This is a genomic window from Chitinophaga filiformis, assembly GCF_021646545.1.
Lineage (GTDB): Bacteria > Bacteroidota > Bacteroidia > Chitinophagales > Chitinophagaceae > Chitinophaga > Chitinophaga filiformis_A.
Genome location: NZ_JAKIRP010000018.1, coordinates 129,295 through 155,390 on the forward strand (window position 1 = coordinate 129,295; position 26,096 = coordinate 155,390).

17 protein-coding genes are annotated in these 26,096 nt (G+C 45.5%); 14 read left to right on the forward strand and 3 right to left on the reverse strand.

All coding sequences use genetic code 11. The annotated features are described in order from the left end of the window. The first annotated feature begins 7 nt into the window (after positions 1–7). From L3C95_RS30485 to L3C95_RS30500, 4 genes are all read left to right on the forward strand, one after another. On the forward strand, positions 8–1,585 hold the full coding sequence (locus L3C95_RS30485) for a RagB/SusD family nutrient uptake outer membrane protein (protein ID WP_236394119.1): 1,578 nt from the start codon (positions 8–10) through the stop codon (positions 1,583–1,585). A 23-nt stretch (positions 1,586–1,608) separates the two neighbouring features. After that, entirely contained in the window at positions 1,609–2,826 is a 1,218-nt protein-coding gene (locus tag L3C95_RS30490) for a glycan-binding surface protein (RefSeq protein WP_236394127.1), read from the forward strand. A gap of 33 nt (positions 2,827–2,859) precedes the next feature. Beyond that, positions 2,860–4,314 (forward strand): cellulase family glycosylhydrolase, encoded by a 1,455-nt coding sequence (locus L3C95_RS30495; RefSeq protein WP_236394129.1) that lies wholly within the window; start codon positions 2,860–2,862, stop codon positions 4,312–4,314. 98 nt (positions 4,315–4,412) lie between these two features. Next, the gene (locus L3C95_RS30500) at positions 4,413–6,518 is read left to right on the forward strand and encodes a beta-galactosidase (RefSeq protein ID WP_236394130.1); all 2,106 of its coding nucleotides are present in this window, start codon (positions 4,413–4,415) and stop codon (positions 6,516–6,518) included. Here the strand turns inward: L3C95_RS30500 and L3C95_RS30505 are convergent. After that, complete coding sequence (locus L3C95_RS30505) at positions 6,508–7,389, reverse strand: helix-turn-helix domain-containing protein (protein ID WP_236394132.1); 882 nt, start codon at positions 7,387–7,389, stop codon at positions 6,508–6,510. The two genes, L3C95_RS30500 and L3C95_RS30505, sit on opposite strands and share 11 nt — an antisense overlap. A gap of 270 nt (positions 7,390–7,659) precedes the next feature. On the opposite strand from L3C95_RS30505, the gene L3C95_RS30510 reads away from it, so the two are divergent. The 8 genes from L3C95_RS30510 to L3C95_RS30545 all read left to right on the forward strand — a co-directional run bounded on the left by L3C95_RS30510 (position 7,660) and on the right by L3C95_RS30545 (position 18,515). Next, positions 7,660–8,676 (forward strand): aldo/keto reductase, encoded by a 1,017-nt coding sequence (locus L3C95_RS30510; RefSeq protein ID WP_236394134.1) that lies wholly within the window; start codon positions 7,660–7,662, stop codon positions 8,674–8,676. A 14-nt stretch (positions 8,677–8,690) separates the two neighbouring features. Further along, positions 8,691–9,026, forward strand: a complete 336-nt coding sequence (locus L3C95_RS30515; protein ID WP_236394135.1) for an L-rhamnose mutarotase — start codon at positions 8,691–8,693, stop codon at positions 9,024–9,026. Between the two features lie 97 nt (positions 9,027–9,123). Further along, positions 9,124–9,720: an AraC family transcriptional regulator gene (locus L3C95_RS30520; RefSeq protein WP_236394137.1), complete on the forward strand. Its 597-nt coding sequence runs from the start codon at positions 9,124–9,126 to the stop codon at positions 9,718–9,720. A 54-nt stretch (positions 9,721–9,774) separates the two neighbouring features. Next, positions 9,775–10,131: a nuclear transport factor 2 family protein gene (locus tag L3C95_RS30525; protein ID WP_236394139.1), complete on the forward strand. Its 357-nt coding sequence runs from the start codon at positions 9,775–9,777 to the stop codon at positions 10,129–10,131. 482 nt (positions 10,132–10,613) lie between these two features. Continuing rightward, positions 10,614–13,907 (forward strand): T9SS type A sorting domain-containing protein, encoded by a 3,294-nt coding sequence (locus L3C95_RS30530; protein WP_236394146.1) that lies wholly within the window; start codon positions 10,614–10,616, stop codon positions 13,905–13,907. Positions 13,908–14,091: 184 nt separating this feature from the next. Beyond that, positions 14,092–16,062 carry a glycoside hydrolase family 97 protein gene (locus L3C95_RS30535; RefSeq protein ID WP_236394155.1) on the forward strand — a complete coding sequence of 657 codons (1,971 nt, stop codon included), beginning with the start codon at positions 14,092–14,094 and terminating at the stop codon, positions 16,060–16,062. Between the two features lie 71 nt (positions 16,063–16,133). Beyond that, positions 16,134–17,036, forward strand: coding sequence for an alpha/beta hydrolase (locus tag L3C95_RS30540; protein ID WP_236394156.1), 903 nt, complete (start codon positions 16,134–16,136; stop codon positions 17,034–17,036). A gap of 84 nt (positions 17,037–17,120) precedes the next feature. Next, on the forward strand, positions 17,121–18,515 hold the full coding sequence (locus L3C95_RS30545; protein WP_236394158.1) for a sialate O-acetylesterase: 1,395 nt from the start codon (positions 17,121–17,123) through the stop codon (positions 18,513–18,515). 134 nt (positions 18,516–18,649) lie between these two features. Here the strand turns inward: L3C95_RS30545 and L3C95_RS30550 are convergent, their stop codons facing one another. Both L3C95_RS30550 and L3C95_RS30555 read right to left on the reverse strand, forming a co-directional pair. Next, the gene (locus tag L3C95_RS30550) at positions 18,650–19,717 is read right to left on the reverse strand and encodes an alkene reductase (protein ID WP_236394160.1); all 1,068 of its coding nucleotides are present in this window, start codon (positions 19,715–19,717) and stop codon (positions 18,650–18,652) included. A gap of 129 nt (positions 19,718–19,846) precedes the next feature. Continuing rightward, a complete protein-coding gene (locus L3C95_RS30555; protein ID WP_236394167.1) occupies positions 19,847–20,788 on the reverse strand; it encodes a helix-turn-helix transcriptional regulator in 942 nt (313 codons plus the stop codon). Between the two features lie 318 nt (positions 20,789–21,106). Here L3C95_RS30555 and L3C95_RS30560 point away from each other — a divergent pair, with 318 nt between their 5' ends. Together L3C95_RS30560 and L3C95_RS30565 are read left to right on the forward strand one after the other, a co-directional pair. Beyond that, positions 21,107–22,831, forward strand: a complete 1,725-nt coding sequence (locus L3C95_RS30560; RefSeq protein WP_236394174.1) for a T9SS type A sorting domain-containing protein — start codon at positions 21,107–21,109, stop codon at positions 22,829–22,831. A gap of 348 nt (positions 22,832–23,179) precedes the next feature. Continuing rightward, a complete protein-coding gene (locus tag L3C95_RS30565; protein ID WP_236394182.1) occupies positions 23,180–26,059 on the forward strand; it encodes a LamG-like jellyroll fold domain-containing protein in 2,880 nt (959 codons plus the stop codon). The last annotated feature ends 37 nt before the right edge of the window (positions 26,060–26,096 follow it).

The window sequence follows — 26,096 nt, forward strand, 5'->3', positions numbered from 1 at the left end:
AATAGTTATGAAATCGATATTGGACAAAATAATTGCTTTCCTGTTAACTACGATAGTTATAACGGGATGCTCCAAAAGTTTTTTAGATCGTCCGCCCCTGTCGCAAATAAGTGCCGACAACTTTTATCAAACAGCTAATGATCTTAGATTGGCAACAGCCGCATTATATGCGGGTACACCCTGGGCAGACTGGAATTATAACTGTTACTTACCTGTTGGCGAGGTGCTGAGTGGCAACATGGCGGTTGGTTACTGGGGAGATGCCGTGCAGCTTAACACTTTTACTGTTACCGGTCTGAATGGCATCATGATCTCCAACTGGAAAGGAATGTATAGTGTTATTTCACATTGCAATGTTACCATCAATGCCATTACACAAAAGGCGCCCGCTTCCATCTCCGATAGAGACAAAAATGCAGCTATTGCTGAAGCACGCTTTATACGTGGGTTTGCCTATTATAACCTGGCTGTGTTGTGGGGCGCTGTGCCGGTTATTGAAGATAACAGTAAGCTGATTATATCTCCACTGATCAACCGTATAAAAACAGAGGATGTATATAAATTCGCAATTAATGATCTGACTTTTGCAGCGGAAAATCTCCCGTCTGCAGATGCCGCCGGAAGGGTAACTAGCTGGTCGGCGCAAGGCATGTTAAGTAAGGTTTATTTGACAGCAGCAGGATTGAACCAGCAAGGTGGCAACAGGGATCAGGCTTACCTCGATAGCGCAAGAAAATACGCAGGTAATGTGTGTAAGAACAGCGGCCTGGCGCTGGTTACTAATTATGCTGACCTTTTTAAGACACAGTTTAACGATAACCCCGAGTCATTATTCGCATTGCAGTGGGCGCCGGGTGGCGGATGGCTGGAAGGAAATATGCTGCAGATCTATTCCCCCGGGGGAACAGAAATATCTGCCAACGGATCTGCAGGCTGGTTTGCTATCAGTCCAACTGTAGATATGTACCAGCTTTACACCACAAAAGATTCTGTAAGGCGTAAGGCTACGTTTATGATCAATGGTGACTATTACCCGGAGCTGAACGCAGCAGGTGGAGGTTATAAGTATACAGGCAGCTGCGGATTAAAGAAGCATATTATCGGCACAAACAAAGATAATAATGCACCTACCATGAATCTGACCTCCTCTACAGAACATAATGCATTATTAAGACTGGCAGACGTTTACCTTATTTATGCTGAAGCTATACTTGGTAACAACGGTTCAACTGCTGATGGCGATGCGCTTCTTTACTTTAACAAGGTTCGTACAAGGGCCGGTGTCGACCCAACTACCAAAATAGATATTGATACCCTCATTAATGAAAGACGGATCGAACTGGCAGGAGAGGGGCAATATTGGATAGACCTGGTGAGGTTGTCTTACTACGACCCGGCAAAGGCAATCAGTAAATTAAACGGGGAAAGGCGCGTGACATTTACCCTGTCAAATGGTGTTTTGACGCCTGCAGCACCTTATGGTGTTATTACACCGGCCACTATTCAAAGCTTCACTTTCCCGCTACCTTCTTCTGAGGTTACCGCCAACCCGAAATTGCTGCAACCTCCGGTATCATATTATTAAGCAAATACTAAAAAAATTATACCGTGAATAAAGTAATATTCAACCAGCACTATAGAAGATTACTGTTCCTGGCGCTGGCTACGGCTTTAGCATGTATGCACGCTGCTTGTAAGAAGGAGGTGACAGAAGGCGCTCCTGTTATAACAGCTGTCAGGAATTATGCGCCGTCGCCCGCAGATACCCTTGTCAGTGATATTACTACCGGTCAATGGGTGGTATTGATCGGACATAATCTGAAAAACGCTGTACAGATATCCTTCAATGGAATACCTGCTACCATCAATAGCGTAATGTTCTCTGATACCAGCGCTACCGTGCTGGTACCCGCTGTGATACCGTTTCCGTCAGTGTCAGCAGAAGATCTGAACACGATCCGTTATGTTACACAGCAAGGGGCTACTACTTTTACATTTGGTATTGTGGCCCCGCCGCCCACCGTTGCAAGCATTTCCAACGAAAATGCCAATGAGGGCGATTCCGTTTATATCTACGGCTTGAACTTATTTTTTATAAACGAGGTCACCTTTGCAGGTACGCAGATTACCAATTATGCCACAGCCAGTGATGGCACCTCCATAGGCTTTGTGTTGCCGGCGCTTACACAAAGCGGGCCGGTAGTAGTAACTACAAAATCCGGCAAGGCTTCTACTCCCTTCAACGTGAACGATGCTACAACAGGCGTTCTATGTGATTTTGATAAGATAAATACTTTCAATTGGGGTACCGGCGTAGATAACAGTAGCGTCAACTTTCCCGGCAACAGAGGTAATTACGCGGTGCTAAGCAATGGTATTCTGCCGGCCGGTGATGGCACCTGGTGGGACTGGCAACGGAGTATAAATACCAACGATGTACAGTGGGTCCCCGCTGACAGTTTAAGTCTTCCCCTTGATGAATATGCCCTTAAGTTTGAGATCAGCGTTCCCGCCGCATGGACCGGTACTTCTATTTATGTAATAAAAGGCTACGCATTTGACTATATGGCCCGCTATGAGCCGTGGCAGGGTACCAATGGCGCTGTATCACCCTTCACTACAAAAGGGTGGCATACAGTAACCATTCCACTGTCAATGTTTAGAAGCAATGACGGTAGAGGTTCAGCAGCTGCAAGCCTGACCGGGTTATTAGGTGCCACCGGTAATGGTGCGGTAAACATCCAGACCAAAAACTTTTCCGCATTACCATCGGCCTCTGGCCTAAAGGCCGCTATTGATAATATCAGGGTGGTGAAGATTAAATAGTACTAATACTTTTAACAAAAAATGTCAGCGAATATGAAAACTCAAAATTGGTATGTGCTCACCGGCCTCGTTATTCTGGCCATAATGTCTGCATACTGTAGTAAAAAGAGCGTGATCACACCGACGTTGTCAGTTTCTCCATCTGAAATTGCTTTTAAGGCCACCGGGGATACCGCTGAGGTAACGATCTCCAGTAACGTGGCGTGGGACATTAGCAACCCTGCTTCTTCCTGGTTGCAATTGAGCAAAACGAACGGCAATAGCAGCGAGGCTTCCGTTCAATTGATCGCTGTAGCCAATACCACAGGAATTGCCCGCTCTGTCGTATTGGAGGTTAACGCGGGAAACAAGCAGCTGCGCCGGATAAGCGTAACGCAGGCCAGCAGTTTATATCCGGGTTATAATATATCGCCCGCACCAGCAGATGCAACCGGGATGGGAAGTACTGCAGTGCAATTGGCTGCCAAATTTAAGCTGGGCTGGAACATCGGGAATACGCTGGAAGCTATCGGCGGGGAAACCGCCTGGGGGAATCCCCTGATCACAGAAAGCTATATCAAAGCTATAAAAGCGCAGGGATTTAATGCCGTCCGCCTGCCCTGTTCATGGAACCAGCATTCCGATAAAGCTACCGCGAAGATCCAGGATGCCTGGTTAAGCCGGGTAAAGCAAGTGGTTCAATATTGTGTCAATAACGATATGTATGTTTTGCTCAATATCCACTGGGATGGTGGCTGGCTGGAGAATAATATTAACAGCCAGAAGAAGGATTCGGTTAATGCAAAGCAAAGGGCTTTCTGGGAACAGATTGCTACTACCATGCGTGATTTTGATGAGCACCTGCTTTTCGGAAGCGCCAATGAACCCGCTGCCGACAATGCTGAACAAACGGCAATACTAACCAGCTATCATCAAACCTTCGTTAATGCAGTACGGTCCACTGGCGGGCGTAATAGTTACCGCGTGCTCGTGGTGCAGGGACCGTCAACGAATATTGAAAAAACCAACGATCTGATGAATGTTCTCCCTACAGACCCTGCGAAAGACCGGATGATGGTGGAGGTCCATTATTATTCTCCCTCCCAGTTCTGTCTACTGATGGATGGCGACGCTTCCTGGGGTAAAATGTTTTATTACTGGGGGGCAGGGCATCATTCAACTATCGAGCCCGAGCGGAATGCTACCTGGGGAGAGGAAAGTGATGTAGACGCCTCCTTCGCCAGAATGAAAACGAAATACACCGATAAACAGATCCCCGTCATAATGGGTGAATATGGAACTTATAGGCGTGACAACAATAAGTATGCTCCCAAAGATCTGGCCACACACAATGATGCCGTTGATTATTGGCTGACCTATGTAACCAAGCAGGCTATAGCAAACGGTCTTAAGCCCTTTTACTGGGATACGGGCGGTGCTTTGGACAGACGGAATAATACCGTGCTTGATAAACGAACTATTGATGCTATTGTGGCGGGTGCTAAATAGTTGAAATGGAAATTCGATGAAATTGGAAAAACATTCTGGTTAAATAGAATTTATTGGGATTAATTGCGAGCGCTAACAAAAAAACAACTGGCCTTAGGATGAATAAGTATTCAATACTCTTTATTATAACCATTTTGATCTCAGGATTGAACGCAACTGCGCAGGAGGACAACCGCTTTTTCCCTGAGAAAGATCTTATTACAACCGGCATCTATTATTATCCTGAGCATTGGAACGAAAATCAATGGGAAAGAGATATAAAAAAGATTTCCGGCATGGGCTATGAGTTTGTGCACCTCGCCGAATTTGCCTGGTTTAAAATGGAGCCACGCGAAGGGAAATTCGATTTTGACTGGCTCGATAAGGTGATAAGACTCTGTGCCAGATATAATCTGAAAGTGCTGATGTGTACTCCTTCTGCGACTACGCCGGCCTGGATGAGGACTCAATATCCTGAAACTTTTGTCATGGATGGTCATTACATCCGCGCCGAGCATGGCACACGCGGATTGGGGTCAATTGTTAATCCGGTCTATCGCAAATTTGTAGCTACCATTGTAACAGAAATGGCCAGGCGTTATGGTCAGAATAAAAATGTGATCGGTTGGCAGCTCGATAATGAGCCGGATGCCAAACCTGACTATAGCCCGTCTTCGCAGGAAGCTTTCAGGCAATGGCTAAAGAACAAATACAAAACTATTGAGGCATTGAATGCAGCCTGGGGGGCTGCATTCTGGAGTCAATGGTACAGTGATTTTGATCAGATCATTATTCCTAATACCAGCCTGGTAGGCTGGTGGGGCAATAATCCTCATGCCCTGCTTGATTTTAAAAGGTACCTGGCAGATGCCCAGGCGGAATTTTTGGATTTTGAGGCAACGACATTACGGAGCTACATTTCTAAGGCGCAGTTTGTAACCACCAATTATACAGCAGTGTCCACAGGCGCCGATCCGCGGCGAACGAATAAACTTGATTTTGCTACTTATACGGCTTATCCAAACGGTGGTACCGATAATATTGGGGAGCAGGGTTTTCGTTTGGGCAATAGTAAGGTAATTCTCTTTGCTGCTGAATATTATAAAATGGCAGGCGGTGTGTCCGGCGTAATGGAAATTCAGCCAGGGCCGGTGAACTGGGGCAACTACAACCCGCTGCTTTTACCCGGTACTGTACGTATGTGGCTCTACCACGCCTTTGCAGCAGGCGGAAAACTGGCATGCTCCTACCGGTTCCGTCAGATCAATTACAGTGCGGAGCAATACCATGCCGGCGTTATACAACCGGATGGTATTACGCCTTCGCAGGGAGGTGAAGAGTATATGCAATTCATCAAAGAAATGAAAGAGCTCAGGAAGCAATACAAGCCAGGCGTTGCTATGCCTGCGACATTGGCTGCCCGGTCAACGGCTGTTCTCTGGAACCTGGAGAATTATTGGACTATTGACCGCCAAAAACAAACCTCGCAATGGGATACCTGGAATTACCCGGTTAAATTCCTTGAAATAGCAAAATCGTTCGGTGCGCCGGTAGATGTGGTCCCGGAAACTGCAGATCTGTCGAAATACAGGTTTGTAATAGTTCCGGCATACGAAATGGCTGACGGTGCTTTGGTGAAGAAATGGAGTGAATACGTGGCTAATGGAGGACATTTGATCATTACCTGCCGTACCGCCACCAAGGATCGCATGGGCCACTTCTGGGAGGCGGAATGGGCTGCTCCTATATCGGCCCTTATAGGAGCGCAGGTGAAGGCAACTGATATGCTTTCAAATAACGGTAAAGGAGAGATCCTTATGGGATCAGCCCATTACAGCTGGAACAACTGGGGTGATCTGCTGGCGCCGGATAAAGGCACGGAAACACTTGCTGTATTTGATAACCAGTTTTATAAAGGAAAAGCGGCAGTAGTAAAGCATAAGGTGGGCAAGGGCACTGTAACTTATATCGGTGTGGACACAGATGATTCAAAACTGGAACGGGACGTATTGCGCGGCATTTATGACGGTGCAGGAGCTGACACTGAAAATTATCCGCCTGGCATATATGTTTATTGGAGGGATGGTTTTTATGTAGCGGTAAACTACTCTTCGGATAGTTATACCATGGACATGCCCGAAACAGCTAACATTATTGTAGGTGAGAAAACATTACAACCGGGCGGAGTGCTGGTCTGGAAGCTGCCCTCTTACATCAAAAATTAATCAGGTCCGTCTGTTTTTTATAATTCCCCGGCGACATGCCTGTGATTTTTTTGAATATTTTGGAAAAGTAAAAGATATTTTCAAAACCGGTCTGTGTTGCAATTTCTGCATAGGTCATCTGGGTTGTAACCATCAGGTATTGAGCCCTTTCGATCCTTTTTTCATGTATATATCTTACAGGCCTTTCTCCGGTGTGTTGATGGAAAAGGCGCGAAAAATAATCTGTATGCAGGTTCGCTTTTTTCGCCAGGTGGCTTACTGACAGATCGCGGTGCAGATTTAATTGGATATAACTGATAGCACTCAGGATCTTTGCCGGCACATGACCACTATCCTTATTTTCAAATACGGCTGGTGTCAGGAACCGGGAAACCAGTTGCAGAAGTATGCCATGTGTTTCTATGAATGTAGACAAGCTTTGCTGGTTATTAAGCTCCTGGTATTCCTTATAAAAGATGTTCTTCTCATATACCTTTGGATTATCGGAGCGATTAATGCCTCTGCCCGGGTTTATCTCCAGTAAACGTGCAAAATTGACGATATCAATTTCTGCTGCTTTAACCCGGAGGATAGACCTGTTATTGGCAAATAAGGAGATGCCGTCCGATGACTCCTCAAAGAACTGTACAAAATACTGACTAAGATAGCTTTTACAGAAAAGATTACATAGGGTGAAGCTGGGTATGATATATAGGAAGCCGGGTTCAAGCCTGATCTTCGTTGAAACATCCCAGATTTCACCCTCTCCGGCATCAATATAGTACAGTCTGAAATAAGGGCTGATGACGTTCTTATAATTCCACTTTGCATCAAGATTTACATGGTCAACGTTCAATAAGGTAAAGGTATGTTTTAGCGCCTTTTTTATCATATCGTGTAATAATTAATGAGGTCAGCTGAAATTCCTTACGATCTCCGCTATAGCAATAATAGAAAAATAGTCGGTTTTGTATAAAAAAAAGTCCTATTAAGCTAAATATTTAATAGGCGTTTAGAAGTAAGTTTGATTTTATCACTATCAGTCGCAATTATAGGCTGCAGATCATTTGTAAATATACCAGGCATCAGTTGCCGGTTTGTTTGCGCAAGCCTGAAAGTTTAACCTGTTTCAAGTATTCATTGAAAATTAGTGGTCTTTAATATGCAGGAAATCACATTGCCCAAAGTAATCTTTGGCACCAGCGGATTAGGAAATTTATATGTAGCGCTCCCGGACGAAGTGAAGCTAGCCATTGTGAATGAAAGCGTGAAATGTTCTTCAACACCAGCTGTATTTGATTCAGCCGGAAAATATGGCGCGGGACTGGCGTTGGAAGCGCTTGGCAGATCTTTAAAGCAATTAAATGTCAGCCCTTCCGATGTGTTGATCAGTAATAAACTGGGTTGGTTACGTACCGAATTAAGAACAGCCGAACCCACTTTTGAACCTGGAATATGGCGGGACCTGAAGTACGATGCAGTTCAAAAAATCAGCTATAAAGGCATCCTGGAATGTTATGAACAGGGAAATGAGCTGCTTGGCGGCTATCATGCCGGGCTGGTATCTGTGCATGACCCGGACGAATACCTGGCAGCATCAGAGACTGAGCAGGAACAAGCACGACGCTACCAGGATATTCTGGACGCTTACCAGGCATTAAATGAATTAAAGGAAGCGGGGAAGGTCAGGGCTATCGGAGTGGGGGCAAAGAACTGGCGGATCATAAAAAAAATAGCAGCTGATGTGAAGCTGGATTGGGTAATGATTGCTAATAGTATGACCGTCCACAGCCATCCTGCGGAACTGGTAGAATTTATGTTAAAGCTTCAGCAGGAGGGGACCGCAATTATAAATTCTTCTGTTTTTAATGGAGGCTTTTTAACAGGATCGGCTTATTATAATTACCAGTTAACAGATCCGGCAAAAGACAAAGACTTATATCAATGGCGGCAGCAGTTTTATCAGTTGTGCCTCGATTATAAGATAAAACCGGCGCAGGCATGCGTGGTTTTCGGCCTGAATGCGCCCGGGGTTAAGAGTATCGCGCTGAATACCACCCAGGCAGAAAGGGTTGCAGAGAATGTCGCATTGCCCCAATCAACAATTCCGGAGGGATTTTGGGAGGAAATGACAGCACAGGGATTGATTGACAAGTCTTATGCTTCCATCTACTTATAATGTTAAATGAGAATATGAAAAGATACTGCTTAGCCCTTGATCTAAAGGATGATCCTCAGTTGATCGCAGAATACGAATATTGGCACAGGGCTGAAAATGGCTGGCCCGAAGTTAAAAGAAGTATTCTTGATGCGGGGATCACGGAAATGCAGATCTATAGAACGGGTAATCGTTTAATGATGATTATGGAGACCAATGACGAGTTTAATGCGAGTGCAAAAATGGCTGCAGATGCTGCCAATCCTAAAGTGCAGGAGTGGGAACAATTAATGTGGAAGTTCCAGCAACCTTTACCCTGGGCGAAGGAAGGACAGAAATGGGTTATAATGGAACAGATATTTCAGCTTTAAAGAAATGAGCAGCGCCTGTGGCAACACCATGTTTATAATATCGGGCGGAGTATAGCTTTTTATTACAAAATCACGAAGACTTTGTAATTTGTGGTCTATGATCCGGCTATATGAAAACTTCAACCAACGTAAGGCAAAGGTAGAGCAGTTATATGCGGATGGCGTAGTGAACATGGCTTTCTGCCAGTACCGCCGCTCTTCCGAAGATGCGTTCTTTATGCCTTACGCCGCACTTACCTACGTACGCGAAGGCCGGAAAGTGGTTTTTCTGGACGGTGAACGATACGATATGAAAGCTGGTGACGCGCTGTTCGTTCCGAAAAACTCCATTTTATATTCTGACATCCTCGTGAAGCGGGAGCCTTTCGTAAGCCTGAACTTACTGCTTGGCGATGCAGATACATTACTTAGCCCCATGGCCTGCCACATTGCAGATCGTATGCAGTTGCAATATTATGCCAGCGCTCACAACATGAGTCTGAGCACTTTTAAACGATGGTTCAAAAAGAACGTGGGCTGTAGTCCCGGTCAATGGATGATCGAAAAACGTTTACAACAGGCCCAATACTTTTTGCAACACAAGCGTTTGTCCGTGAAGGAAGCCTGCTACAGGAGTGGGTTTGAAGATGTATCTTACTTTATCCGCAGGTACAAACAGGCCTTCGGCCATACACCAGGTCAGGTAGCAAATTGACCTTTTTGTCCTATTCACTCATACTCCGGCGCTGTACTTTTATCAAAAAAAATTATGATCTCACGCGAACAAGCCCTGCAATTTGCGGACGAATGGGTAGCCGCATGGAATGCGCACGACCTTGATGCGGTACTCGCACATTATACGGAAGATTTTGAAATGAGCAGTCCCTTTATACTACAAATGGGCATCAGCCCGGATGGCCGTCTGAAAGGAAAGGAAAACGTGCGGAATTATTGGGAAAAGGCGCTGGTGAAATACTCCGATCTTCATTTCGAGCTGCATGAAGTTTTATCATGTATGAATACTGTGGTTATTTATTACACGAGTGTTAAGGGAAAGAAAGCGGCGGAATTGTTTATGTTCGATGAGCATGGGAAGGTGTTCCAGGCGATGGGGCATTACAATTAGAAGCATCGCAGTAGGTTGGACGTAGACAATATCGAAGCCCCGCACTACGGCCTTCGCTATCGTAGCCGGTACGGATGTATTTTTTGCACTGGCAGGCAAGACGCCGCTGCTAAAGGTAGAGAATCATCCGCACTGGTATTCGATAGTTAAGTATGACAGAATAGCAGTCAAATCAGCCGAACCAAGGTGAAATTTAGCGGCCGTCGTCACAGTATATCTATACTAAAAGAAAAGGCCCCGTAATGAAATTTAACCGGTAGCATTCCTATGAAAATCAGAAAATTGAAACATTTTCTGCCATAATCTGCAACATTTGTGAACCCTGTCTCCTGGAACATCTCAGTAGCTTTACAACATTCAGTTTAAGAGAATAATTGCCGTTATGAAAAAACGTCTGTTACCTGTGCGCTTTCCGGGGGCATCCCAGTATGATGCCATGTTGTCGGAACTTCTGTCAAACACTTAAACAAGCCATACACTCTATGAAAACAAAATTAATGACACCATTTAAACAAAAGGGTATGCTACTTTTTGTCTTCGGATCTTTCATGTTCCCTCAGTTATTTTCGAAGTTCGGGCAGAAAAAACTTGCCTTTCTGTGTTTACTTCTCGTAAGTATTGTGTTTTGGGGCTATGAAGCGAAGGCACAGGCCACTGTCGGCTATGTGTGGAAGAATGCGCCTATTGGTGGCGGGGGATTTGTGACAGGAATCGTTACTCATAAAACATCCGGTGATAGGTATTGCCGCACGGATGTAGGCGGAGCTTACCGCTGGGATGCTGCGAACAATACATGGGTGCAGCTGCTCGATTGGCTTGACGAGTCGGAGAATGGATTTATTGGAGTGGAAGCTTTGGCGCTGGATCCGCAGAACGCCAATAATATTTATATGCTTTGCGGGACCTCCTACATCAACGGTGGAAGAACGGCTATATTGAAATCCACTGACAAAGGAAATACTTTCACTTATACAGATGTTACTTCTCTGTTTAAAGCGCATGGGAATGGGAGCGGGCGCGGTAACGGAGAACGTCTGGTGGTAGATCCCAATAACAGTAACATATTGTTCTGCGGAACAAGGGCTAACGGGTTATGGAAAAGTACGGATGGCGGTGTTACCTGGAACCTTGCCTGGAACGGTGTAACGACCACCCCCAATGAGAACGGAATATGTTTTGTAGTTTATGACCCGTCAGGCGCCGTAGTGGGCGGGGCAACTCAAACCATGTACATTGGCGTTTCCCGCACCGGCAGCGCGAATATTTATAAGAGTACAGACGGAGGAGCCTCCTTTACCGCCATTTCTCCAACCACCAGTTTTATGCCGCACCGCGCAGCACTGCAGGGAACCACCATGTATGTTACCTATGCGGATGAAGCGGGTCCACAATCCAGTGGCGGAGATGGGAAGTTGTATAAGCTCAATACTTCTACCGGTGTGTGGACAAACGTTACCCCCGTTCATTCGAAGGATTATCCATATGGAGGAGTAAGTATAGACCCGACTAATGTTAACCGGGTAATAGTTTCTACCTGCGGCATGTATTGGAACAACCAGTTTGGCACCGGCTGGGGAGACTTTGTTTTCCTCACTACCGATGGAGGATCGACCTGGACCCTTAAGAACGGCGCAAATGCAACCTACGATGCTAATGGCATGGAATGGTCAAGGGGTGGTGCCGTTAACTGGATGGACTGTATCGAGTTTGATCAATCCAATCTTTCAAAGGTGAGGGTAATCGGCGGCGGCGGCGTATATACCTGTTCAGATATTACAGCCACAAACCCTTCCTGGAAATATGATGTGATAGGAATTGAAGAAACAGCACTGCTTGACGGGACAAGCATTCCCGGAGGGCCATTCATTTCTTCCTTTGGAGATGTAACAGGGTTTGTGCATGAGCCGCTGACTTCTTATCCAACAAAAAGACTTTCTCCCACAGATCAGAACAACCAGAGCATTGCTTATGCTGGTGCCAATACAAGCAGAGTAGTAAGAGCTGCTAATGAGGGAAGCGTTGTTTACTACTCCAACGATAAGGGTTCGTCATGGACCGGATGCACCACTAATATGGGTAAGGATGGAAGGATTTCCATCAGTGCAGATGGAGGCACTATCCTTCACTGTCCCCTCCGTTCCACAACTACCTACTATACCACCAACAACGGAGCCAGCTGGTCGGCTTGCTCCGGTGTATCCCTCGGCGATGCTGCACCGGTGGCTGACCAGGTGAATCCGAACTATTTTTATGTTTACAATCCAACTAACGGACAAATGCTGACGAGCTCCAATAAAGGAGTCAGCTTTTCAGTAGCAGGCACGCCGGGGGCGTCAACCGCGAATCATCCGTGGGAATCAGCCTTGATGCGGCCAGTGCCGGGCTTTGAAGGACATGTGTGGGTACCTCTTGGCCGCAATGGATTAAAATATTCAACCAATTATGGAGCGGCTTATACCACTATATCAGATGTAACTTATTGTAAATCGATTGGGATAGGCAAGGCGATGCCCGGATCCAGCTATCCTACTGTTTTCATCTGGGGAACAGTTTCAGGCGTGACAGGGCTTTTCAGATCAACAGATCAGGGCGCCACCTGGGCCAGGATGAACGATGACGCCCATGAGTTTGCAGGCGCTCCATTGCTGATCGGAGACATGAATGTTGCCGGAAGGGTATATATGAGTGCCGGCGGAGGAAGAGGTTTAATTTACTGGGATCCTGTTGCTTGTACACCTACCACCATTACCCCCTACGTACAGCTAAATGGGGGCAACTGGCAGCAAACAGCCAATGCCTCATTAACTCCAGGTGGCAGCGTACAGTTTGGCCCTCAGCCTATACAAGGTGGATCGTGGAGCTGGAGCGGGCCGAATAATTTTAGTGCTGCTACACGCGAAGTAACCATTTCAAATATCCAGGCCAATCAGGCAGGGAACTATGTGGCTACTTACACCAATAGCGGAGGATGCCAGAGTACGCAGACCTTTAATGTCACCGTGGCCGGCTCCGTACTGAGAGAATCCTGGACGGGAATTAGCGGAACGACTATTAGTAGCCTGACGTCCAATACCAATTATCCAAACAATCCTACAGGCAGAGACCAAATCACCAGCCTGGAAGCCCCGACAAATTGGGCGGATAACTATGGAACCAGGATCCGTGGATATATCCATCCTCCGGCAAGTGGAAGTTATACTTTCTGGGTAGCAGGAGATGACAACACGGATTTATACCTGAGCACCAGCGACAATCCCGCTAATAGCTCCAGGATAGCTTATGTGAATGGGTGGACCAATTCGAGAGAATGGAATAAGTATGGCTCACAGCGATCTGCTACCATTAACCTGGTTGCCGGGCTAAAATACTATATTGAAATCCTTCATAAGGAAGCTAGTGGTGGAGATAATATAGCCGTAGCCTGGCAGGGGCCTGGCATTTCACAACAGGTGATCACTGGAAGCTATTTGTCTCCGTTCGTTCCGGAAGCAGGTGGTGCTGCGGCTGCCAGAATATCACCGACAACCAACATCAATGAAGATGCAGTTAGCATATATCCGAATCCTGCCAGTGCTGGAAGGTTTACGATCCTTCTTCAGGAAATTTCAGAAAGTGCGGTTGTGAGAATTTATGATAACCAGGGCAGAATGCTTTACGAAAAGAAAACTCGCGGCACTAACAAGATAGAGATCAATTCGGGGCTTAATGCAGGGCTGTATATCGTCACAATAGATTCGAAAGGGGAAAGTTTCACTAAGAAGCTCATCGTTCATTGACAAATCTTTTAACAGTTACCGGGAATGCTTCGCCGAAGCATTCCCGGTTTTTTCTTTTAATTTGCCGGTTTGCACCTGAAGAGTACCTTTAACCTCACTTGTAGCGGTCAGACGAGTCCATTGGAACCGTTGGGAAGATCGATATCTTTTTTCTGGTTTGATAAAATTGTAAGTCAGTATAGTTATGAAAAAGAGTTTAAAAAAAACAATCCTTTTAGTTTGGCTCCTTGTTGGCATGAATGGCCGGGGAATCGGAATAATTAATCAGTTACAGGCACAGCAGGTTGCCCAATTACAAAGCCCGGATAACTCTATAGTGTTAAATGTATTCTTATCAGCTTCAGGTGAACTTCAATACAGGATACAAAGATCAGGCGTTAACATCATTCAGCCTTCGGCTTTAGGAGTAATGATGAAGGGGCATGATTTTACACACGGCATGAAACTGGTCATGACATCAAAGCCGGAACGCATAACAGATAGCTATCAAACGAAGAATGCGAAAAAAAGCAGCATTCTTTACCAGGCCAATCAACTGGTGTTGTCTTTGGCTAATGAAGAAAATGAAAAAATGGATATCATTTTCCGGTTATCTAATGACGGCGCGGCCTTCAGGTACCGTTTTCCCTGGATAAAAAATAATGAAACGATAGTTAAAGAACATTCCTCATTTACCTTTGATAAAGGAACAAGGGCCTGGTTACAACCCATGAGTGAAGCAAAAACAGGTTTCGAGCATTGTCATCCATCTTATGAAGAACATTATTTACAGGACATTTCTGTTGGCACGGTATCGCCGTTAAAGTCAGGTTGGGTGTACCCTGCTTTGTTTAGAACCAATGATACATGGGTATTGATCAGTGAAGCAGCACTCGATGGTACTTATTGCGGCACAAGATTGATCAATGATTCTGCCTCGTCTGTTTATTCAATCGGTTTTGCCGATCCAAGGGAAGTGTTTACAGGTGGTGGCTATTTACCGGTAAACAATAAGCCGTGGCTTACACCCTGGCGTATTATAACGATTGGAAGTTTGAAAACAATTGCAGAATCAACATTGGGTACCGATCTGGCACCGGCAGCAGTGTTAAAGGATGTCTCTTTTGTGAAACCCGGAAAAGCCAGTTGGAGTTGGATCAATAGCAAGGATGATAACATCACTTTCAATGAACAAAAAAAATATATTGACTATGCCTGTGATATGCATTGGCAATATTGCCTGATAGATGCAGATTGGGATACAAAGATTGGATACGATAAAATAGCTGAACTCTCAGCGTATGCGAAACAAAAAAACGTTGGGTTGCTATTATGGTACAATTCTGCGGGCGACTGGAACACGATCAGGTATCATCCTAAAGATGTCTTGCTTACTACGGAAGGAAGGCAAAAAGAATTTAGTCGTCTGCAGGCATTGGGCATTAAAGGCATAAAGATTGATTTCTTCGGCGGAGACGGTCAGAGCATGATTCAATATTACATTGACATTTTGAGTGATGCTGCAAAATATGAGCTGCTCGTAAACTTTCACGGCGCTACATTGCCAAGAGGCTGGCAAAAAACATATCCTCATCTTATGACAGCCGAAGCAATTTATGGAATGGAGATGGTGACATTTGACCAGCGTGCAGCCGATAAGCAAGCAAACCATTGTGCGATGTTGCCGTTCACCAGAAACGCATTCGACCCAATGGATTTTACACCCATGAATCTTACAGGACTTACGTCGTCTAATTGTATCAGAAAAACCACTCCTGCCTTTGAACTGGCTCTTTCGGTTTTGTTCTTATCAGGCATCCAACACTATGCACAATCACCGGAAGGAATGGAGCAGGTACCTGATGATGTGAAAGCGTTTTTAAGAAAGCTTCCTGACAACTGGGATGATGTGAGATTTTTGGAAGGATACCCGGGGAAATACGCAGTTATAGCCAGGCGTAGTGGCAAACGCTGGTATCTTGCCGGTATTAATGGAGATAAAAATGGAAAGAAATTGAATGTTGACCTGTCCTCATTTAAGAAAAGCAGGGCAACCCTGTTTACAGACAGTACAAGAGGTGAGCTGTTTTCAAAAACAGTCCTGAATGCAACGCTACAAAAGAAATTGGATCTTACTTTGAATGCAGGTAGTGGATTTGTAATGGTGCTTGAGTGAGTTTAAAACAGGAGAAGTGCTGGAATCAGCAGAAGCCTTGATTTGGAACAAATTAGCTTATAAGAAATAAAATGAGTAACAGGTATTTCTTTATTTCCATCATATTTATTGTTGCCAGTAGCATCTGTCGGGCACAAACAGATAAGGTCTCATTTACAGCGGACACTATGCCCACTTTTCCTGACCCACCTGTCGGATTTAATGTGCCGCGTAATAACGTAGGCCATGGGCAACTGGCAGCGGTTCAGTATGACTCAAAAACGCTGGGAAAGCTTCGGGAAATGAATGTATATACACCTCCGGGATATTCCTCTGATAGGAAATATCCTGTGTTATATCTGTTGCATGGTCTGGGACAAGACTACCGTCAATGGACTGAATGGTGCCAGGCGGATAACATTGTAGATAACCTGATTGCAGATGGTAAAATTCAGCCTGTAGTGATGGTTTTTCCCAATTGTGATACCAAGTTGACGGTATCAGACACATTGTCTGCCAGCCGTTCGGGCAAAGCAGATAGTTTTGAAGGTTACGGAAAACCATTCGAAGAGGATTTGTTGAAAGATATCATTCCTTACATCGATTCACATTATTCCACTATCAGTGACCGTGAACATCGTGCATTGGCAGGTTTGTCAATGGGCGGCGGGCAGTCGTTAAATATAGGCTTGCATCATCTGGAAACGTTTGCCTATATAGGTGGATTTTCGTCGGCCCCTAATACGAATAAATTTGGTGGTATGTATAATGATGTTCAATTCATTCCGGATATTGAAGCTGCCCGGGAAAAGTTGAAACTGCTGTGGATAGGATGCGGTAAGAAAGATGGTCTTTGGCAGATCAGTGAAAGGGCCCATCAATACCTTAAAGAAATCAGTTTTCCCCACGTTTGGAATGTAGACAATAATGGACATGACAATACTGAGTGGGATCGTAACCTGTATCTATTTTGCCAGCATATTTTTAAACAGTAGTAAGAAAACTAAATATATAAGAAGATGAAAAAAGTTGTCAGTCTTTTTTGGGTTTGTGATAGGAGACAACATAGCTCCACTATTATGAGAAAACTCCTCCTTTATGGCATTGCACTGCTATTGCCTACAGTACTTCATGCCGCCATCAGGTTGCCGGCACTCGTTGGTAGCAACATGGTACTACAGCAAAGTGACAGTGTAAATATCTGGGGATGGGCAAACCCTTCGGAAAAAATTACGGTATTTACGGGCTGGGATAACAGATCAGTGACGGTCACCACCAGTGGTGATGCAAAGTGGACTTTGAAAGTACGTACACCGGCAGCAGGCGGACCTTATGAAATAAGATTGAAAGGGTCTAATGAGATTGTACTGAAAAACATCCTGATCGGTGAGGTATGGCTGTGTTCAGGGCAATCTAACATGGAATACAGCTACTATAACGGCATCCGGCAGATAGCAGAGGAACTGCCTGTTTGTAGTAATAACAACATTCGGTTCTTTAACATACCCAAAACTACGGCAGGATATCCCCAGGACGATTGTTCCGGAAGTTGGGAAGTATGCGACAGCAATAGCCTGAAGCCCTTCAGTGCGGTGGGCTACTTTTTCGGAGCAAAACTACAAAAATCGTTGGGAGTACCGGTTGGGCTGATCAATGCCAGCTGGGGAGGAACACCGGCAGAAGTATGGGCGCCGGAGCACATTGTAACCGGTGAACCCAAACTTTCGGCAGCTGCCGCTAAGTTAGTTCCAGCTGCCTGGTGGCCGAATAAACCAGGTTATGCTTATAACGCAATGATAGCTCCTCTTACCAGTTTTAATATAAAGGGGGTGATCTGGTACCAGGGAGAAGCGAACGTGAATACTGCAGATACCTACACACCGCTGTTCACCGGTATGATACAGGCATGGCGTGATGCATGGCATAAACCGCTGCCTTTTTACTATGTCCAGATAGCACCTTTCTCCTATGAAAAGGAATATCAGGCTGCGCTGCTTCGCGAAGCACAGGCCCGCAGCAGTGTTCTTGAGGGAACTGGTATGGTAGTAGTCGCCGACGTTACAGATAATGTGAAAGATATTCATCCCCAGGACAAGAAAACAGTTGGCAACAGGCTTGCTGATTGGGCACTTGGAGAGAATTATGGTAAAACCGGCTTTAGCTGGAAAAGTCCGGTATTCAAAGAAATGAGCATCAACAAAAACAAAGCAGTACTCCGTTTCACCAACGTTCCCACTACTCTCAAGATCAACGGCAAAGCACCGGTTGCCTTGTATATAGCCGGAGCAGACAATGTTTTCTACGAAGCATCCGCTAAGGTGGAAAAAGATGCACTGATCGTTTGGAGCAAAAAAGTGGAGAAGCCTGAAACAGTGAGATACAGTTTCTCAAATACCGCAATCGGTAATATTTTTTCTTCGGAAGGGTTGCCTGTTGTTCCTTTCCGTACTGATAATGGTCCTATTGCACAGTAAATAAGAAGGGGCGGTGATACCCGTCACCGGCCCTTTCGTCACCAAACTGTTTATAGATTACCTTTTTCATTTTGATTTTTAGGAAGAAGACGGCAGCTCTGACAACTGCCTTATCTGAGTGAAATTACAATCGGCTAGTCCATCATAGGATAATCGGTATACCCCTGGTGGCCGGGTGTATATAGGTTCATATAATCCACTTCATTTAAAGGGGCGTTTTTTTCTATCCTTTTTATGAAGTCGGGGTTTGCGAGGAAGGTTCTACCAAAGGCCACCAGGTCGGCGGAGCCTTCTTGTAATTTTGCTTCAGCAGTGTCGGTTGTTAATCCGTTACAGTAGATAAGGGTATTGGGAAATGCGCTCCGAATAGCCTGATGGGTTTTTTCAGGAATTGCAGGGCTATCAGAAACATGTATATAAGCTATTCCAAGGCGGGCAAGTTCATTGCTCAGGTAAGCATATGTCTGATGCACTTCTTCTTCATTGAATGCCGGCATATCACTAAGGGTAGAGTATGGAGAGATACGAAGCCCCACCTTTTCAGGACCGATTTTGTCTGCGATTTTCTGAGTGATCTCGAGAATTAATCTGCTGCGGTTCTCTATACTTCCACCATAGTTGTCGGTGCGGTTATTCACGTGCGGGTTCAAAGCCTGTTCCAGGATGTAGCCGTTGGCCCCGTGAAGTTCTACTCCATCAAAACCGGCACGAACGGCATTTTCTGCTGCATGCACAAAATCGTTTATCAGCTTTTCAATACCTTGTGCATCCAGGGTAAGGGGTATGGAGTGTTCCTGCATGCCTTCCTGGTCGGTAAAGATTTCGCCTGCTGCTCTAATGGCGGAAAGGCCCACCGGATGATAACCTTCAGGCAGGTTAGCGATGTGTGCGATCCTTCCCGTGTGCATCAGTTGTAAGAAGATTTTGGAACCTCCCTCGTGCACAGCTTGGGTTACAACTTTCCATTTTTCGACCTGGGCTTCCGAAAAGATGCCTGGGATACGCGGATAACCTAATCCCTCCGGGCTCGGTGATGTGCCTTCAGTAATAATCAGTCCAGCCCCTGATCGTTGCTTATAATAAGTGACCATGAGTTCATTCGGTAGATTATTGACCGCCCTGCTTCTGGTCATAGGAGCCATCACGACATGATTTTTTAGTTGAAACAGGCCTTTTGTATAAGGAAGAAATAACTTTTTCATTTTGTGTGTTTTGATTTACAACACAAAGTTGCGCCGTCTGAGCAGCGATAAATAGCGTAAAAAGTCAGAAAAATAGTCCTAAACGACAGATAGTCGTAAGGGATCAGATGATGCGTGGTCAGGGAAGGTTTATGATAAAGAGTACTTCTTAGGATTTAATCCGTAATGTTTTTCAAACACTCTGCTAAAGTGGCTCAGATTAGAAAATCCCATTTCATAACCCACTTCTGCAACAGAATGTTTACCTTGTTTTAGCAGAAAGGCTGCTTCCTCCATTCTTGCTTGCTGGTAATAATTATAGATAGTTGCCCCGAATGCCTGCTTGAAAAGTTGTTTAAGTTTGGTTTCGCTCATGGCTGCAATCTGTGCTAACTCACTTAACACCGGAGGTACACTAAGGTCTTTGATAATTTCATCACGAATATGGAGTAATCTTGCTGCATCTGAGCTATTGATTTTCTGTTGTGGTGTGTTTTCGCGCGTTGATAGTTTGTGAAATACCAGATAGAGCAGTTCCTGCACCTTGATCTGCATATAGAAGTGGCTAAGGCCATCCTGCATATCCACAAGGCCCAGATTTTTTAGTAGCAGCTTGGTTTCGGAGGTCATACTTTCAAAGTAAAGAAAAGAGTTACCGCTACCGCAAATGGTTTTAAGTGTAGAATTAGGCTTGTCTGAAGCTAATAGCGATGACAGATACAGCGGTTTGATCGCAACAACTATGTAATGAATAGAATGATTTGCGGGAAAGCGTATGGTTGAGCTAAGATCGTTTGATGTAACCTGAATAGCTGAATCATCCCGTTGGGAAAACTGTATACTGGGGTTGTCATTGTAAGTGATTGCTAAAGACTGCTCATTACTGTAAAGAAATATAGTAATCAGATCATTCGCCTGACCGGAAGCGTTACGTTTAATGACAAGGTCTTCTTTAAGTACATATTGGTGAATCGTGATTTTGAAATCGGGACCGAAATCCAGTTTACGAATATACCCCTGACCTAAATATTCAGGTATGATCAATTGGTTATTATTGATCGTGGCCCCGACGTGACGGGCAAAATGTGTCATAAAGTCAAAGTTAGGGGTTGCGATAAAACTGAATATCATCAGGTTTGGCTTTGGCTAGATTGGCAATTTAAAGATTTAAGCGACTGGGAACACCGGTTTCATGATCAAAAATATCCACATAGGTATGATTGGGGACCCGTAATGTGTTAAGTGATTGTCTTATTGTTTGATATATTTTGTGCGTTCACCGGCCTCTTGTAATGTATTAAATTTAGTGCTACATTTGGAATGTTACCCGTTATGCATAACATTAACAGACACTTTATATCCAACGGCATATGACGCAATGGATAATTTAATCCAAAACCCTGTATTATTATGAGAACCAAGTTCCTTTCCCTTTTGGGAGGTATGTTACTGTCGTTACATACCTTCTCTCAAACCATTCATTATACCAACACTGGTTTAACTAATGATTGTAATGTATTTAATACCAGCACACCGGTATCGATAGATGGATATAAACATTATCCGGTGTACGGCGGCGCAGGCATATATAATAACACGCTGATACTGAAATGTCAGAATGGTAACACCTCCGCGACCAAGCTAGGCGCTGCGTATGCAATAGAATATCCTTTTAAAAGCGGTTACCTGTATAGGATCAGCGGGCGTGCATGGAAAGCGGCGAACCAGGCCACTACTGGTATTCCGCAACTTACATTTACTACCTATACCACCTTACCCACGACGGTAAGCGGCATGCCCACCGCCTGTGATGCCATCAGGCAGTCGTATTGGGGATCGATGCTGCTTGATTCCAGGAATACAGTTTCTCTGAATGACTCGCAGGACGAACGGATATTTTGCGAATTTAACGCAGAACAGGATTTCAGTTATTTAGCCGTACTGTCCTCGGGAGGCGCCGGTAATATGTACACTCTTGCAGCCATCGGCGAGATCACTATTACAGAAACAGCACCCCGGTTTACGCTGTCGCCTACCAGTCTGACAAAAGAATGTGGCCAGGGGCTTTCACGACTGTTTCAGGTTACAGATGTTAATTCAGTTGGCGGGGTCACGTCTTATGTATGGCATTTAGGACCTGTGCCTAACGGTTGGTTGTATAACGGCCAACCCGCGCCGGAGTCCGTCACTGTAACAAACCTTACCGCCATTACTCTTTCGGCCGATCCCTGTAGTAGTGTAGCACCCTCTCCTGTAAGCGTAACGGTATACAGGGATGCATTGAGTTATGAAACGGATACCGCTATTGTTCAGGTGTCTCCGCTTTCTGCCACTATTGGAGGGCCTGCACAGTTATGTGGCGGCGTGGTTGGTAATTATAGCTTCGATGGGGCTTTACCTTGTGGCGCCACGGTTACCTGGAGCCTTAATGCCGGGGATAATGGAAGCCTGGGGAGCACTACCGGCGATGCTACTACGCTTACCGTGAATGGAAATGTAACGCTTACGGCCCATATCAGCGCTCCCTGTGGGAACCTGACAGTAAGCAAACCTATTGGGTATAGCGGAACAGCGCCGGTCCCTTTCGCTATTTATGAGGAAGTATATTGCCAGCCGGGCAACATTGTTCAACCGGGTACTTTCAGGGCAATTCCAAATACCGGTGAGCCCTATACCTGGACCTGGACATCGGGCAACGGAACCTGGCATACTATTTCGGCTACGACGGCAGAGATCTCCCATAAATTCCCCGTTGGACAGTATACGATTATGGCGACCACCTCCAATAGCTGTGGTTCGGAAAGCAGCAGTACGGACTTCCAGATAATACGGTGTGCTACAACTATGGCAGATGCCGCTAAAGTAGTGGTATCGCCTAACCCGGCGTCCAGTACACTGGTAGTAAGTAGCGCATCTACATCTGCCGCCGCAAAAAAACAAGCTGCCAGCGATGGATGGGATATCCGCGAAGTGAGGCTCAGCGATAAAATGGGGAATTTGCTGCGCAAACAGTTGTTCCCTGCCGGTACTTCCCGAGCCACGATCAATGTGGAAGGGCTGAAACCGGATGTTTACATCCTGCAAACAGGGAATGGAAAGACATTTGACGCTCAGCAGGTGATGATCGCGAGATAGGAGAGCAGGTGTTATTTGTAGGGGCGTCCGGTAGATCTGTTATCTACCGGACGCCTTTATTCTGAAAATGATTCCCACCGTTTTCTGTACTGGCATTAGCCAGCGAAGGTCTTTCGATATTCCCGAATAATTTTTCTTTTTTTGCATTTAATCTTAATTACTTAACTTCATCTAAATTAGTAGTATAGATAGAAGTTACACCCTCAGTAAGTATTTGGACCCGTAAGCTGAATCAGCAATCCCAAACAATCATCACAACTAATCCTTATTCTGTTCAAGGCTCCCTAGCTCCAACATCCCATACATAGTTATTGCTTGCATTATTCTTTAAACCCAAACACTCATTTCATGAAAAGTTTTACCCCCATCGCCGGTCTACGCCTGGCATTATTTGTTCTGTTCTTAAGTTTACCAAACCATCTAAATGCACAATTTGTAGCAAAAAAGGTAAGGTCCGGCACTGGACTGGTTGTACCTTTTCTTCAATACACGCCAGCTACTCATGATGCATCTGGCCCCAATAGAAGATACCCCCTGATAATCTTTCTTCACGGAGGAGGGGATATCTGGAGCAGCGATACGTCACTTGCGCCAGGCGCCCCCGTTTGGGACGTGGCAGGATGGGGACCTATGAGAGAAATACCCTGGCCACATAAAATGAACTTCACCTGGAATAACAAAACCGACACATTTATTGTCTTACAGCCTTTGTCGCCGCAATTTACCAGTTGGCCGCCTGCAACCATAGACGCAATCATTAAGTATGGTACAGATTCTCTAAAAGCAGACACTAACAGAATTTATCTCAGTGGTCACAGTTGGGGCGGTGCGGGTGTTTTTAATTACCTGAACGTTTCAAGTGCCAATGCGAAGAAACTCGCCGCCGCCGTGCCAATTGCAGCCTGGAATACGGGACTTCACACCAACGGCCCGGATAATGTTTCAAATGCCAGGCTGCCGCTCTGGGGTTTTCATGCCTACGATGACCCTACTACCATGCGCGATACTACCATTTATTCTATCAACAGGCTCAACGCGGTTAACCCTGCCGTAAAGCCGCTGCTGACCATATGGCCCATCGGCTACGTTCAAACCCACCCGCATCATAGTGCACCGGAGTATTTGTATTCACTTCATCTGCATCCATACCTTGAAGATGGTGTACTTAACATTTACGAATGGTTTCTGGGACAGAATAATGATTCCCTTCCGAATGTACTACCGGTAGCAAGGGTCGGCAACGATACCACCATCCTTTCATCATCCGGCGTTGCTAATCTCAACGGCAGCACTTCTACTGATAGTGATGGAACGATTGTGAGATATGTATGGAGGAAGATCTCCGGTCCGGCCGGCGGCACTATTGCAACGCCCTTCGGAACTGCCAGCTCCACAACCGTTTCCGGACTGACCACAGCTGGCGTATATAAATATCAATTAAATGTGGTGGATCACAGGGCCGCAATTGCCCGGGATACCCTGACCATCACTGTCGTTGATACGATTATCAGTTCCGGCAAAGCGGTAACCTTTACGGCCACAGGAGGTAGGATAATTGGGGGGAACGTAGCCGAATTTAAGAATGCATCCGCCTTTACCGTGGAGGCGCAGTTTAAATATGATTCAACGAACACCGACTGGTCCAATGCGGAGGCTAGTATCTTTCGTAACTATGTGTCTTCTACTGACCGGATTAGACTACATGTAGATAAAGCCACCAGGTCTGTTCATTTTACTATAGCCAATGGTACGGACGTCAAAGGTTATACTGCTTCAAATGTGGTAAGTCACGATACATGGTACCATGTTGCCGCTGTATTTGATGGGGCACAAACGGGCAATGCCAACCGGATGAAAATATACATTAATGGCGTAGCTCAAACCCTCACTTTTACAGGTACTATTCCTGCGATTACCTCCGGATCAACACCTTCCTGCATATTTGGTGGTGAACCAAGTGCTTCCAAACTTAGTGTGATCGACGAGGTGCGTGTCTGGGACACTGTGCTTACGGCCAGCACCATCAATTCGTGGAAGAATAAATTACTGGGCAATTGTCATCCTGATTTCAACCACCTGTTCTTATACTGGCCGTTGGATAACGATGCTAATCCGGCATCAGCAGCCGCCGGATTGGGAACCTCATATTCCAGCCCGATTTTCTACGGCAACTATATTAATAGCACGTTAGCATTAGATACGATTCCCTGCCCTGCCAATTCCGGCAAAGCGGTAACCTTTACGGCCACAGGAGGTAGGATAATTGGAGGAAACGTGACGGAATTTAAGAATGCATCTGCCTTTACCGTGGAGGCGCAGTTTAAATATGATTCAACGAACACCGACTGGTCCAATGCGGAGGCTAGTATCTTTCGTAACTATGTTTCATCTACCGACAGGATCAGGCTGTATGTGGATAAAGCCACCAGGTCCGTTCATTTTACTGTAGCCAATGGCGCGGATGTGAAAGGGTATACCGCTTCAAATGTGGTAAGCCACGATACGTGGTGCCATGTTGCGGCTGTATTTGACGGGGCACAAACCGGCAATGCCAATCGGATGAAGATATATATCAATGGCGTTGCTCAAACCCTCAGTTTTATAGGTACCATTCCTGCGATCACTTCCGGATCAACGCCTTCCTGCATATTTGGTGGCGAGCCAAGTGCCTCCAAACTTAGTGCGATCGACGAAGTGCGCGTGTGGGATACCGTGCTTACGTCCGGCACCATCAATTCGTGGAAGGATAAATTACTGGGCAATTGTCATCCCAATTTCAACCACCTGTTCTTATACTGGCCGTTGGATAACGATGCTAATCCGGCATCAGCCGCCGCCGGATTGGGAACCTCATATTCCAGCCCTATTTTCTACGGCAACTATGTGGTGAGTAACCAGGCTACTGCAGCCAGCGGTTGTAGTGGAGCAAGGGTAATGCAGTCGCCTCTTTTGAATAAAGTTGAGGACAATAAGCCTTTTAGCGGAAAAATATATCCCAACCCAACCGGGGGGCTTGTGCAACTTGATGTAATCAGTAAGTCTGCTGTGTCGGCAACAGTTAATGTTATCGATATATTCGGAAGATATTTATACCGCAACAAAACACTACTCACCCAGGGCAACAACAGGATATCACTGAATATCGCTTCCCTGCCTTCTGGAACTTACATAGTTGAAATCAGGGATAGTAATGGACTCCGCGAGAAATATAAAGTACTAAAGCGATAAAGACTTGCAAATGATCTAAAACAGATGTGCCTTCATC

Bases quoted from the DNA above. Each gene is read 5' to 3' on its own strand.
- L3C95_RS30485 (WP_236394119.1), top strand. From the start codon at position 8: ATGAAATCGATATTGGACAAAATAATTGCTTTCCTGTTAACTACGATA.
- L3C95_RS30495 (WP_236394129.1), top strand. From the start codon at position 2,860: ATGAAAACTCAAAATTGGTATGTGCTCACCGGCCTCGTTATTCTGGCC.
- L3C95_RS30500 (WP_236394130.1), top strand. From the start codon at position 4,413: ATGAATAAGTATTCAATACTCTTTATTATAACCATTTTGATCTCAGGA.
- L3C95_RS30505 (WP_236394132.1), bottom strand. From the start codon at position 7,389: ATGATAAAAAAGGCGCTAAAACATACCTTTACCTTATTGAACGTTGAC.
- L3C95_RS30510 (WP_236394134.1), top strand. From the start codon at position 7,660: ATGCAGGAAATCACATTGCCCAAAGTAATCTTTGGCACCAGCGGATTA.
- L3C95_RS30515 (WP_236394135.1), top strand. From the start codon at position 8,691: ATGAAAAGATACTGCTTAGCCCTTGATCTAAAGGATGATCCTCAGTTG.
- L3C95_RS30520 (WP_236394137.1), top strand. From the start codon at position 9,124: ATGATCCGGCTATATGAAAACTTCAACCAACGTAAGGCAAAGGTAGAG.
- L3C95_RS30525 (WP_236394139.1), top strand. From the start codon at position 9,775: ATGATCTCACGCGAACAAGCCCTGCAATTTGCGGACGAATGGGTAGCC.
- L3C95_RS30530 (WP_236394146.1), top strand. From the start codon at position 10,614: ATGAAAACAAAATTAATGACACCATTTAAACAAAAGGGTATGCTACTT.
- L3C95_RS30535 (WP_236394155.1), top strand. From the start codon at position 14,092: ATGAAAAAGAGTTTAAAAAAAACAATCCTTTTAGTTTGGCTCCTTGTT.
- L3C95_RS30540 (WP_236394156.1), top strand. From the start codon at position 16,134: ATGAGTAACAGGTATTTCTTTATTTCCATCATATTTATTGTTGCCAGT.
- L3C95_RS30545 (WP_236394158.1), top strand. From the start codon at position 17,121: ATGAGAAAACTCCTCCTTTATGGCATTGCACTGCTATTGCCTACAGTA.
- L3C95_RS30550 (WP_236394160.1), bottom strand. From the start codon at position 19,717: ATGAAAAAGTTATTTCTTCCTTATACAAAAGGCCTGTTTCAACTAAAA.
- L3C95_RS30555 (WP_236394167.1), bottom strand. From the start codon at position 20,788: ATGACACATTTTGCCCGTCACGTCGGGGCCACGATCAATAATAACCAA.
- L3C95_RS30560 (WP_236394174.1), top strand. From the start codon at position 21,107: ATGAGAACCAAGTTCCTTTCCCTTTTGGGAGGTATGTTACTGTCGTTA.
- L3C95_RS30565 (WP_236394182.1), top strand. From the start codon at position 23,180: ATGAAAAGTTTTACCCCCATCGCCGGTCTACGCCTGGCATTATTTGTT.